This window comes from Microvirga makkahensis (assembly GCF_009830105.1).
GTDB classification, from domain to species: domain Bacteria; phylum Pseudomonadota; class Alphaproteobacteria; order Rhizobiales; family Beijerinckiaceae; genus Microvirga; species Microvirga makkahensis.
In genome coordinates this window covers 78,575-91,071 of sequence record NZ_WURB01000007.1, presented here as the reverse complement: position 1 = coordinate 91,071, position 12,497 = coordinate 78,575, and the positions used below count along the sequence as shown (strand labels likewise).

Annotated in this window: 9 protein-coding genes and 1 pseudogene; 1 reads left to right on the top strand and 9 read right to left on the bottom strand. The window is 61.5% G+C overall.

All coding sequences use genetic code 11. The annotated features are described in order from the left end of the window. Positions 1 to 56: 56 nt before the first annotated feature. The gene (locus GR328_RS11775; protein WP_160884725.1) at positions 57 to 284 is read right to left on the bottom strand and encodes a hypothetical protein; all 228 of its coding nucleotides are present in this window, start codon (positions 282 to 284) and stop codon (positions 57 to 59) included. Positions 285 to 581: 297 nt separating this feature from the next. Here GR328_RS11775 and GR328_RS11770 point away from each other — a divergent pair. Further along, positions 582 to 926, top strand: a pseudogene (locus GR328_RS11770) (5-(carboxyamino)imidazole ribonucleotide synthase); the annotation flags it as partial. Positions 927 to 1,596: 670 nt separating this feature from the next. Here GR328_RS11770 and GR328_RS11765 read toward each other — a convergent pair. The 8 genes from GR328_RS11765 to GR328_RS11730 all read right to left on the bottom strand — a co-directional run bounded on the left by GR328_RS11765 (position 1,597) and on the right by GR328_RS11730 (position 12,400). Continuing rightward, complete coding sequence (locus GR328_RS11765; protein WP_246215826.1) at positions 1,597 to 2,733, bottom strand: M20/M25/M40 family metallo-hydrolase; 1,137 nt, start codon at positions 2,731 to 2,733, stop codon at positions 1,597 to 1,599. Positions 2,734 to 2,787: 54 nt separating this feature from the next. Further along, on the bottom strand, positions 2,788 to 3,951 hold the full coding sequence (locus tag GR328_RS11760; RefSeq protein ID WP_160884723.1) for a M20 aminoacylase family protein: 1,164 nt from the start codon (positions 3,949 to 3,951) through the stop codon (positions 2,788 to 2,790). Positions 3,952 to 3,988: 37 nt separating this feature from the next. Continuing rightward, complete coding sequence (locus tag GR328_RS11755; protein ID WP_170304118.1) at positions 3,989 to 5,488, bottom strand: M81 family metallopeptidase; 1,500 nt, start codon at positions 5,486 to 5,488, stop codon at positions 3,989 to 3,991. Positions 5,489 to 5,496: 8 nt separating this feature from the next. Beyond that, positions 5,497 to 7,161 (bottom strand): ABC transporter ATP-binding protein, encoded by a 1,665-nt coding sequence (locus GR328_RS11750; RefSeq protein ID WP_246215825.1) that lies wholly within the window; start codon positions 7,159 to 7,161, stop codon positions 5,497 to 5,499. A gap of 11 nt (positions 7,162 to 7,172) precedes the next feature. Then, complete coding sequence (locus GR328_RS11745) at positions 7,173 to 8,063, bottom strand: ABC transporter permease (RefSeq protein WP_160884720.1); 891 nt, start codon at positions 8,061 to 8,063, stop codon at positions 7,173 to 7,175. Beyond that, entirely contained in the window at positions 8,063 to 9,004 is a 942-nt protein-coding gene (locus tag GR328_RS11740) for an ABC transporter permease (RefSeq protein WP_160884867.1), read from the bottom strand. Before GR328_RS11740 ends, GR328_RS11745 begins: the two co-directional genes overlap by 1 nt. Positions 9,005 to 9,106: 102 nt before the next feature. After that, positions 9,107 to 10,720, bottom strand: coding sequence for an ABC transporter substrate-binding protein (locus GR328_RS11735; protein WP_160884719.1), 1,614 nt, complete (start codon positions 10,718 to 10,720; stop codon positions 9,107 to 9,109). A gap of 93 nt (positions 10,721 to 10,813) precedes the next feature. Next, positions 10,814 to 12,400 (bottom strand): gamma-glutamyltransferase, encoded by a 1,587-nt coding sequence (locus GR328_RS11730; protein WP_160884718.1) that lies wholly within the window; start codon positions 12,398 to 12,400, stop codon positions 10,814 to 10,816. Positions 12,401 to 12,497: the final 97 nt, after the last annotated feature.

Genomic DNA, 12,497 nt, shown 5'->3' with positions numbered 1-12,497 from the left:
GGCAAGGCTCAAGTGTCGGGCGAGCGGTCTTCCGCTCAGGGCCGCGCCGCCTATCTTCAGAAAGTATCCTCTTTCTCGAAGCAGGGGATTGCACCTTCATGTTGGTGAAACGAGAACGTGCAGCGGTGCTCGAGCGCGAAATCCGAAATGCTTCTAAGAATCTGCGGCGAGTTATACGAAAGCGTAGCCACATCGAATATCTGCACCAGCACCTCCTCCGGAACCTTGAGACTTGCTCCAGGATCCAGACGGTCAAGTTTTTCTGCCAGCTCATCCCTCGTCATACCGACCTCCATTCTCCGATGCTAGGGATACTCCCCATGCGGCCGCGCGCTTCCATGATATCGCTCTCCAATGAGCAGCTCTTGAGCTGCTCCACTCTCTGAACAGCGCGTCGTTTGGTGCGACAAACCGGGTCCACTCTTTCACACGATGCGTGAGTGATGGGAAATGCACGTCGCCACATTGTCGGTTCTGTCTGATGCACTATGCCTGACACCCTGTGCTGTGCTTCCAGCAAGACGAAACATAGCGCGTCAAGCGAAGGAATGGCAGATCTTTGACTGATCCGAGCTTGGATGATGATCCGTCCTGGCTGCACGATCGGCATTCTCGGCGGGGGGCAGCTTGGTCGCATGATGGCCATGGCTGCGGCGCAGCTCGGCCTGAAGGTGCATGTCTACGCCCCGGACGAGAACAGCCCCGCCTTCGACGTGGCGGCCGAGGTCACCATCGCCCCTTACGAGGACGAGGCGGCCCTCGTGCGCTTCGCCCGGGCCGTGGACGTGGTCACGTATGAGTTCGAGAACGTGCCGAGCGAGACCGCCTCGATCCTGAGCGCCCATACGCTGCTCGCGCCCAATGCCCAGGCGCTCGCCGTCTCGCAGGACCGGTTCCTGGAGAAGACCTTCATCGCGGGCCTCGGCCAGAAGATGGCTTTGAACTGCGTTTGAAGGGTAATCCTTTTTATCTGCGTCGCCGCTGGTGCTGACGATGTAGTCTGTCGGTCGGTTAGAGCTTCATCAGCAGCGCAGCATCTGCCTGAACGGGACCGGGCGGCCTCGCGGTGAGGTCCCGGCCTGTTGGCAAGAGAACCGGTTTCGGAAAGGGAGGAAGCCTTGCGGTTTAGCGGTTTCGAAGTGTCGCAGATCAGCCGATTCAACCCGAAGCAAAGACGGGCCCAGGTTGTCATTCAGATCAGCTTTGAGAGTGATGAGGCACCTGGCGGCCAGTTTGTCCTCCAGGCACGGGTAAGGGTCCCCTACGGACCCGATGTCACGATCCAGGAGACACAGGACGCCGCCCATGTAGGAGCCATCAGGCTCCTCGAGGCAGGGCTTGCACAGCTGAAAGAGCACAATCTCGCTGAACTAGCCGAGCTCGCGTCCAAGACAGAAGTGCGGTCAAGCGGGAAGTACTAAGGCGCTGGACCCTGCCGCAGCGCAGTTCCAATCCGCTGGAGCAACCCGGATCCATACGGATGCCTGATCATGATGACAACCGGCACGAGCGGAATGCAGGCGCTTCTCGATGGAGCCACCCTCAAAGTCCGCACCTGCAAGTCGGGCGGTTCGATGCACGGCATCCTACTGGAGTTCAGCCTTCGACCTCGCCAAGTTTCCTGAGAAGGCCGGCCATCAGACGTGTGCGCTGAAGAAGGCTGTCGATGTTTATATGCTCCTCCAGTGTATGATAGCCGTCGCCGCTCAGGCCGAGGCCATCGAGCGTAGGGATTCCCAAGGCGCCCGTGAAATTACCGTCGGAGCCACCGCCAGAACTGCCGTGAGAGAGGCTCAGGCCAATGTCCGCGGCGGCGGCTTCCGCCTTGGCATAGAGCGCCATTGTCCCTTGGTCCGGCTCCCATACCGGGCGCACCACGCCGAGTTCGACGCGAAAACCGGTTCCGTCCTCCCGGATCTCGCTCCGGGCGAGCATACGCGCAACGCCATGATCGAGATCCTCCTGGCGCTTCGCCATGCTCAACGCCTCCGCACGGCATTCCGTCGAGACGCAATTAACCCACTGTCCGCCATGGACTACACCAACGCTGAAGGTGCAGTCATCGTCGGTCATGTCCTCGATCGCGAGGATCTGGCGCGCCATTTCGCGGATTGCCGAGCGGCCCTTTTTCAGTGCCGCTCCCGCGTGGCTCGGACGGCCATGCGCGGTCAGGTTGAATCGGGCGATGGCATAGCGCCCCGATACCACGCCGTTGCCGTTGATCGCAGGTTCGGGAACGAGGATGTACCTGTGGCGGCGCGCCTCTGCTTCGATGAGCTGCCGAGTGCCGGGACTGCCGATTTCCTCGTCGCAGGTCAGGAGTACATAGACGGGCAACGGTGTCTCAAGGCCTGCATCGGCTAGTGCGCTGACAGCCTGCAGTGCAGCGAATGTACCGCCTTTCATGTCGAGAATGCCGGGGCCGTAGCAGCGGCCGCCGTCGCGGCGGAACGGTAGCTTCTCCAGTGTGCCGACCGGATGAACCGTGTCGAGATGTGCCATGATGAGGATGCCTGGCTCACCCTGGCGCGGATGTGGGAACGAAGCTCTCAGACAGTCGCCCAGGCCCGGAGGACCGTCGATCCGCTCCACGCTCGCGCCCATCGCGGTCAGATCGTCTGCTGCCAACGTCATCATGCGGTTCACAGCCTCGACATCGAAGGTCGGGCTTTCGCATTCAACCCACCGCTGGAGACCGTCGAGCATCCGGTCGAGATCGAGCTTAAGGTTCATAACAGGATTCTTCGCATCCATTGTGCTTGCTTTCTGCTTCCGGTGTCGAGTTGCTCACGAAGCCTGCAGTCGCTTTTCCACGATGCGCGCCAAAAGACTCGCGCCGACCGGCAGGATGCCGTCGTCGAGAACAAAGCCCGGGTTATGCAGAGGAACCGTGCCTGCATGACCAACCCAGCAATAGGATCCCGGCACGGCGTGCAGCATATCCGCGAAATCCTCGCTACCCATCACCGGATGCGGCTCAGTCAGGACGTTCTCGGCACCGACGATCTCTCGCGCAGCTTCGGCGAAGGCGGCGGTCTCGGTTTCGTGATTCTCCAGAACCGAGAAGATGTCGCGGATATCGACATCGATCCGGACCTCGAAGGCTTCCGCGATGCCGGCGGCGACCTTACGTAGGCGAGTGCGCACGAGCTCGGCGACATCATCGTCGAAGAAACGGATCGTGCCCGCCAGAGCGGCCTTCTCGGGGACCACGTTGTAGGCGGATCCTGCATGGATCTGCGTAATCGACAGGACCGCGGATCGGAGAGGATTCACATTGCGGCTGACGATGCTCTGCAAGGCCTGTGAAAGGGCGGTTGCAACGATGATTGGGTCTCGGGACATATGAGGCATCGCGCCATGGCTGCCGCTGCCGGTGATAGTGATGTCAAAGAAGCTCGCGCCAGCCATCGCCTTGCCAGGAAAGACCGCGACCTGGCCCGGCCCCAGCTCCGGCGTGTTGTGAAGCCCGTAGATCTCATCGCAGGGGAAGCGCTCGAACAGCTTGTCCGCGAGCATGGCGCGCGCTCCGCCGAGCCCCTCCTCGGCCGGCTGGAAGATGAAAACCGCCGTGCCTGCGAAATCGCGCGTTTCAGCAAGGTAGCGTGCTGCGCCAAGCAGCATGGTCGTATGGCCGTCATGACCGCAGCCATGAAAGCGACCTGGAATGGTCGAGCGGTAGGGGAGATTGGAAAATTCATCCATCGGGAGCGCGTCCATGTCGGCACGAAGTCCGATGCGGCGCGCACCCTCGCGCTTGCCCTTCAGGACGCCGACAACGCCTGTGCGACCAATCCCGCGATGGACCTCGATGCCCCACTCCTCCAGTCTCGCCGCGACGATTCCAGAGGTCCGCTTTTCCTCGAACCCGATCTCCGGATGGGCGTGCAGATCGTGCCTGATCGCGGTGAGGTCAGCAGAAAATTCTTCGATTCGGGGGATTACCGACATTGTGGACATCCTTTTGCGTGAGGAGTGAGGGAGGGCATCAGCCGAAGACCGGGCCGTTCGGGGAGAGGCGCACCCCTTGCCGCAGCTTGGTGAAGGGGAGGGCCGCTGGGTCGGCCGGCATGGGGCCGGGAGCCGCGCATACGATGATGGCCTCGGCGATCGGCTCGAAGTCGGCGCGGAAGTGGACCGAGCTCTTGTTGATGAGAATTGCTTGCTCCCGCGGCTCGATCCCGACGAAACGGTACATCGCCTGGTCCGCCATCTGGGCCTTGCGCGAGGCGACGACAATGCGAACATCGCCGACGCGCAGGCAGGTGGAGGGTCCGAGCTGCATCCGGGCGCCGCCATAGTAGGGGCCGGAGGCTGTCAGTCGTCCATCCGAGAGGGACTCCACGACGTATTCGGCCTCAAATGGCGCATCGCCCGCAATGGCGGACTTACCACCGAGAGGCAGCCTGAGGCGCGCGCCGACGCCAGCCTCATGGGCCCTGGCCGCAGCCTCAGGATCGACGATCACCCCGATCGCGGCTCGCTTGGCGCCGGCCTCAACGAGGGCGCGCAGCATGCCGGTCGTGTCGGAATTCCCACCGGCGCCGGGATTGTCCTGCGTATCGGCGATGACGATCGGCCGGCTGGCGCGTTCAGCAAGCTCCATTGCGCGGAGAACACCCTCCATCGGCGAGAAGACATCGCCGGAGAAAGCGGTCTCCTGCTCGATGACGGCCTCGAGCAGTTCGTCGGCCGCCTGGTCCGCACCCTCCCGAGACGTGGCATAGGCCAAGACCGATGGGCCGCAATCGGCAAAATCGGCGGCTGGAAAACCCATGAGCAGGGAGGCCGACGCGATGCCGCGCTCCTCAAGTGCGGGAAGCCTCGCGTAGAGGCTCCGGCCTGGCTCCATCCCGGTGCATTGCCACGCGATCGGAATGAGGAATGGAACCTGGCGGAATGCCTTGGCGTCACGGCGGCCGCTCAGGAGCCTCTCCATGTAGAGCGCGGAGCGCCGTCCCGTCTCGGCCATGTCGACGTGAGGATAGGTGCGATAGGCGATCAGCGCGTCAGCCATATCGACCATTCGCCGGGTTACATTAGCATGAAGATCGAGGCTCGCGACCAGTGGCAGGTCCGGGCCGATCACCTCGCGGACCCGCTCCAGGAGTTCTCCCTCCCCGTCATCCACATGTTCGGCAACCATCGCGCCGTGAAGGTCGAGATAGACACCGTCGAGTCGGCCTGCTGCCCGCACGCCTTCCACGATTCGGCGAGCGATCCGCTCGAACGCGTCTTCGGTGACATGGGCCGAGGGACTTGCCGCGCACCAGAGAATGGGGACGAGATCCCAGCCCTGCGCCTCCGCCGTCTCCACAAAGCCGCAGATGCCCATATTGACATTGCGGGTGGCGCTGATCAGGGCGGGACCTTCGCTCAGGGTCGGCCAGCCACCGCCCTCAATGAAGGCCTCAAACCCGGCCATGCTCGGCGCGAACGTGTTGGTTTCATGCATAAAGCCGCCAATGGCGATGCGCGGTCCGGACATGATGCGTCTCATCTCTTGAAGGATTCGGCCGGTAAATCCGCGGAGGAAAGCGGACGGAAGTTGGGGAAGTCCCAGTCCTTGCCGGGAGCAGCGTCCAGGAGCTCGCGAGTATAGTCCTGCTGCGGATGCCGCAGGACATGTTCGGCGGGGCCGTATTCTACGACCCGGCCCTTCTGCATGACGGCGACGTCGTCGCAGATCTGGGCCGCGACGCGGAGGTCATGGGTGATGAAGAGGATCGCGACGCCCAGGCGCTCCTGAATGTCATCTAGAAGATCCAGCACTTGCGCCTGAACCGAGACATCAAGGGCTGATACCGCCTCATCTGCCACGAGGACGTCCGGCTCCATAGCGAGCGCCCTCGCAATGGCGATTCTCTGGCGTTGGCCGCCGGAGAACTGATGTGGGTGACGGTCGATCGCATCGACCGGAAGACCCACGAGTTCGAGAAGCTCCTTGGCCCTCGCCACGGCGTTCGGTCTGGGCACGCCGTAGTTGATTGGCCCCTCCGTGATGCTCTCGCCGACCTTCAGTCGCGGATTGAGCGACCGGTTCGGGTCTTGAAAGATCATCTGAATCCGCTTGCGGTAGGGGTGGAGCGCACGGCGCGGGAGATGGGATATCTCCTCCCCGCCGATGCGGATGCTCCCCGAGGTCGGCTCGATCAGCCGCATAGCGCAACGAGCCACGGTCGATTTGCCGGAGCCGCTCTCGCCCACGATACCCAGGGTTCGGCCGCGCCTGAGCACAAGATTAACCTGATCGGCGGCGACGGTATCCTGGCGGGGTCTGAAGAGGGATCTCGCACTGTAGATCTTTCCCAGGCCGATAATCTCCAGGATTGCCTCGCCGCTCTTCTCGGCGCGTGGTTCGCGCGGCATCAGCGCAGGGACGGACGTCAGCAGATCGCGTGTGTAATCCTGGCGGGGGGTGCGCAGGATCTCATCCGTCGAACCTTCCTCGACGATGCTGCCGTGATGCATGACGCAGACGCGGTCGGCGATATCGGCGACGACGCCCATATCATGAGTAATGAAGAGAACGGAGGTGCCGAGCGCGTCCTGCAATTCGCGAATGAGCTTCAGGATCTGCTTCTGCGTCGTGACATCCAGCGCGGTTGTCGGCTCATCCGCGATCAGGAGCTTCGGCCTCAAAATCAGCGCCATGGCGATCATGATGCGCTGGCGCTGACCGCCCGACAGCTGATGGGGGTAAGAGCGGTAGATCCGCTCCACATCGGGCAAATGAACATGCTCCATCATGTCCAGCACCCGCCGGCGCTGCTCCTGCGCACCCAGGCTGGAATGGGCCTGTAGAACTTCCTCGATCTGGCGGCCGACGGTCAGGACCGGATTGAGAGCCGTCATCGGCTCCTGAAAGATCATCGACATGCGCGTTGCGCGCAATTCCTTCAGTCGTGAGGAGCCTGCCGTCAGAAGATCTTCGCCTTCAAGGAGGATCCGCCCCTGACGCGCGGCGAGCGCGGATTTGGGAAGGAGCCCTATGGTCGCGAGAGAAGTGACGGATTTTCCGGAGCCGCTTTCGCCTACCAGACAGACGGTCTCGCCGTTCCCGATCTCAAGCGAGATGCCGTTGAGGATCGTCGCCGGGCGACGTCCGGTGGTTTCTACGACCAGATGCTCGATCTTCAGGATCGGATCCGAGCGTTCCATGGCCCTCGCGCTCATTTGAGACCCCCACGCTGCTTGAGACGGGGATCGAGCAGGTCGCGAGCCGCGTCGCCGAGCAAGTTTATGGACAGAATGCAGATCGAGAGGACGAGGCCGGGCCAGAAGATGAGGGACGGCTTCAGCTGAAAGTAGACGCGTCCTTCGGACATGATGTTGCCCCATGACGGCGTTTCCGTTCCGATGCCGGCACCCAGGAAGGAGAGAATCGCCTCAATCAGAATGGCGGAGGCGCAGATATAGGTTGCCTGCACAATCAGAGGGGCGAGCGTATTCGGCATCAAATGGCGCCACATGATTTTTGGGAGGCTGCTTCCGACCGCGATGGCTGCCTCGACATAGGGCTCTTCGCGCGCCGTCAGAACCACAGATCGCACAAGCCGCACCACCCGCGGGATCTCAGGGATCGTAATGGCGACCAACACTGTCCAGAGACCAGCGCCGGCAAGCGAAACGACAGCGATCGCAAGCAGGATGCTCGGAATCGCCATCAGGCCGTCCATGATGCGCATCAGGATCGCGTCGAGGATCCGGAAGAAACCTGCAAGGAGCCCGAGCGGAAGGCCAATTGCAACGCTGATGATAGCCGCGCCGATGCCGACGGTCAGAGAGATGCGCGCGCCATATACGATGCGCGAGAAGAGATCTCGGCCGTACGCGTCGGTGCCGAGGAGGAAGGTGTCACTCGCAGGCTTTAGGCGCACGGCTGGGTTCATCTGAATCGGGTCATAGGGCGCGATCAGCGGGGCGAAGATCCCCGTCAGCACGATCACCAGGAGGCAGATGCCGGCGAGAATGGATGCGAAGCCAAGCCCTCTCACCTCGACCACTGGAAGAATCCGCCGGCGTATGACCGGCTCTACTCGTCTCTCAACACTGGTCGCCATCAGTATCGGATCCTCGGGTCTAGAAATGCATAGGAAAGGTCAATCAGGAGATTGATGAGGACATAGATGCCGCTCGTGAACAGAATCAGTCCCTGAATGACAGGGTAGTCGCGGGCCAGAATGGCATCGACCGTCAGTCGCCCCAGGCCCGGTATGTTGAACACACTTTCGGTGACGACCACCCCCGAGATCATCAGGGCGAAGCCGGTGCCGATCACCGTAAGGATGGGCACGGCCGCATTCCGCAGCGCATGGCGGAAGAGGACGGCCTTCTCGTCCAGGCCCTTTGCCCTTGCCGTGCGGACATAATCCTCGCCGAGCACGTCGAGCATGGCGGCGCGCGTCATGCGGGCGATCAGTGCGATATAGATCGAGGAGAGTGTCAGTGCCGGCAGAATAGCCCGTTCGAGGAAGGGGCCGATTCCCTTCGATATGCTCGTAAAACCCTGAACAGGGACGAATCCGAGATTGAGGGCGAAGATCTGGATCAGAATATATCCGGTGACGAAGACCGGGATCGAGAATCCCAGCACGGAAGCGCTCATGACGATGTTGTCGATCCAGCTTCCATGCCGCCATGCGGCGAGGACGCCCATCGGAACCGAAATCAGGATTGTCAGGATTATCGTCAGGATCGCAAGACTGATAGTAGGCTCGAGCCGCTGAGCGATCAGCGTCGTAACCGGCTTGTTCGACAGGAGGGATACGCCGAAGTCCCCATTCATCAGCCGCTGCACCCATGTCAAGAACTGGATGTGGATCGGCTCGTGCAGGCCCAAAGCGGTGCGGATCTTCTCCAGTTGCTGGGGCGTCGCCATATCGCCGGCGATGATCGCCGCCGGATCGCCGGGAGTCAGTCGGAGGAGCAGGAACACGAACAGGGCCACAACGGCCATGACCGGAACCGCTGCGAGCACACGGCGAAGGAAATACCCAAACATCGCAGGCTCCTGCTTCTCGAAATTGGAGTGTCCTATGCCGTCCGTTGTCGGCACCGGAAGGCCGGTCGAGTAGCGGATGCGCGGCGGCATCCGCTACTCAAGTTACTCCTCCTTCTTGATGTTCCAGAAGGTCGGGATCGGCGACTTCAGCACGCCGGAGAGTTCGTTGCGCCACGCCGACGGCGGGACATATTCACCGAGCGGGATGTAGCTGACGATCTCGTAGGCGCGTTCTTGAATATCGGCGGCGATTTTCTTGCGCTCCTCGTCGGTTTTTGCCTTCGCGAAGTCGATCCGCATCTGCTCGATCTTGGGATCGTCCGGCCAACCGAACCATGCCTGTTGCGGACCTCCGCTGTTCAGCATCGGATTGACGATGGGGTTCCAGATTTCGGGAATAACCCAGTTTGTGAAGAAAATATTCCAACCGCCTTGGGCGGGAGCCGACTGGCTTGCGCGGCGTGTTACCAGCGTCTGCCAATCCATCGGCTGGAGGTCGACCTTGAAGCCGGCATCGCGGAGCAGCTGTGCTCCGATCACCGGCTGTGGGCTGACCGAGGAGACGTCCGTCGGCTGCATGAGGACGACAGGAGTGCCGTCGTAGCCGGCTTCCTTGAGAAGCCTTTTCGCATCCTCCGTGTTGTTCTCCGTCAGGATCGGTTCGGCGCCGGCATCGGTCGCGAGCGGAGTGCCGCAGCCATACATCGTGCCACAGACGGAGTAATATTCGGGGTTGCCGATGAGGGCCTCCAGCACGGGCTTCTGCTCGAGAGCATAGAGGGCAGCGCGCCGAATCTTCGGATTGTCGAAGGGCGGGTGCAGAAAGTTCAACCTTGCCATCGTCTGATAGCCAAGCGGGTTGAGAGCATCGACCGTCACGTCGTCATTCGACGTCAGAAGCGGGAGCAGATCGATAGGCGGCTGCTCGATGTAATCGATCTCTCCGGATGTCAGAGCGTTGATAGCGGTCTGGGCGTCGGGCGTGTTCACCCAGACGACCCGATCGACGTTCACGATCTTGCCGCCCGCCGTCCAGCTCGCCGGCTCCTTGCGCGGCACGTAATCCTCGAACTTCTCATAGACGACCTGCACGCCGGGCTGGTACTCGCTCTCCACGAAGCGGAACGGGCCGGAGCCGATATGCTCCTTGATCGCTTCCGTACCCGGCGTCTGGGCAATTCGCTCCGGCATGATGAAAGCCGGCACGGCGGACGGTTTGGCGATCAGCTCGATCGCATAGGCGAATGGCTCCTTGAGCTTCAGCACGATCGTCTTGTCGCCCGTCGCCGAAAGGCTCTCGGCGTAGTTCATCAGCATCTGGCCGGCAGTATCGCGCTGCCCCCACCTTTTTAGCGACGCGACCACATCCGTCGCAGTGACAGGTTTTCCGTCATGAAATTTCAAGCCGTCCCGCAGGGTAAAGGTGTAAGTCAGGCCATCGTCGGAGGCTTTCCAGTCAGCCATCTGTGGCTGCGGCTTCATGTTCTCGTCGACGCCGAGGAGCGTGTCATAGATCATGTAGCCATGGTTCCGCGTAATATGCGCGGTCGTAATGATCGGATCGAGGACCCGCAGGCCGGAATGCATGACGGCGCGGATTTCCTGGGCGGCCGCGGGAACTGCCGTAAACGCCGTCAGCACAGCCGCCGACGCCAACAGATGTCTCCGCAGGCTTCCTTTCAGCACCAGGTTCCCAATGGATTGAAGATGCTTCATTCTCTTTTCCCTCTTTGGTTGAGACATCATCATTGATTGAAGAAGAGATCTAAGCGCGAATACCAATCCGAAGGTGTGGCTGGATGCAATTTATCATGCCACGCCTCTCGGAAAAGACTCCGCCACCGCATCGGCCCAGGGCGACATTATCTCGCTTGCACCATAGTTGATCCCGCCCTTGCGCATCACTCCGGTCGGGCAGGCGAATGCATTCGGATAGACCGTCCGCTTGGTTGTCACGACTCGTCGCCTTTCCGACAGCGCCTCAATGATCTTCGGAGCGAGCATCTCATCCCCAATGACCGCCGGACCACCGCTGACATCGATCCGCGGCTGGTGAAAGGCCTCCTCAAGACTCATCCGGTAATCGATAAGAAAGGAGGAAAGCTGCGCCACCGCAGGCAGAATCTTGCGCCCACCGGAAGCGCCAATGGCAAAGCGCGCTTCGCCCGTCTCGCCGATCACCGGGCAGACGTTCATCAGGCACCGTTTAGCCGGCGCGAGCGAATTCGGATGGCCTGGCTCGGGATCGAACCACATGATGCCGTTGTTGAGGAGGAGGCCCGTCGAGGGGGAGACGACCCTCGAACCGAAGACGGAGAGGAGCGTCTGCGTCTTGGCGACCATATTGCCATGACGGTCCACTACCGAGAAATGCGTCGTGCAGGCAGGTCGATGCGGTGCCTCTCGGTCACCGGCTTCCGCCAGACGGGCCCGGTAGGCGGAATCGATGGCATCCGCATAGGCACAGTATGCCTGGCTCTCGGGCTCGGCGCACGGCGAAGCTATGCTCCGGGTCAGATGATGAAAAACGTCGGCGAAGGTTGGGCCCGCTGTCAGGTCCGGGGCGACATAGAAGCCGCCGTCGCGGTAAGGAACGAGGGCAGCCTGCCGCATCTCCGCGTGGTAGGTGCGGAGATCATCAAAGGACAACGAGCCTCCCTTGGCCTGGACATCCGCCGCGAGGTGCTTTGCAATCTCACCTTCGTAGAACTCCCGAAAGCCTTCTTCAGCCAAGTAGCAGATCGTATCCGCCATCCTCGCATTCTGAACCCGGCGATCATCGAGCGCCGTCCAGGGAGGGACGGGCGGCCACTGCCCATCCTCAAGGAAAAGTGCGGCAGCATCAGGATCCTTGGCGAGAGAGCGTGTTGCCGACGCGATTATCAGGGCAGCATACCAGTCAATCTGGAAGCCACGACGGGCGTGAATGGCAGCCGGCTGCAGAAGCTCGCGCCAGGACATTCGGCCAAAGTGCTTATGGGCTGTTCCTATGCCATTTATGGTTCCGGGAACGGCGATTGATGTCGCCCCTTCCACATTGCGGTCGCCGACGACGGACTTCCAGGGAAACAGATCGGATGCCGTGCCGGACGCGGAGAGCGGGTAGTCGGCGGGATCGATGCCGGCTGGGGAGCGCATGCCGTAAAAAACGGAGTAAGCCTTTGCCTCCTCTGCTCTCCAGATTACCATTGCCCCGCCACCTGCAGGGCCGCTCATCCACGGCTCAAGAACTCCAAGTGCAAAGGATGTCGCGACCGCGGCATCTACTGCATCTCCGCCATTCTCTAGAATCTCGGCTCCAACTGCGGCTGCAAGCCTGTTCTGCGCCGCGACAACTCCGCCCTTTGACGCGACCGCCGGCTTTAGGACCACCTGCGTTCGCGAGAGCGCATTCATCCCTGCCGCGCCTCAATCAAGGCAAGGTTCAACGGCTGACCTGCCGCGCATGATAAGCTATGCATGCCGACCGGAATATACGGTAGTTTGATTACCA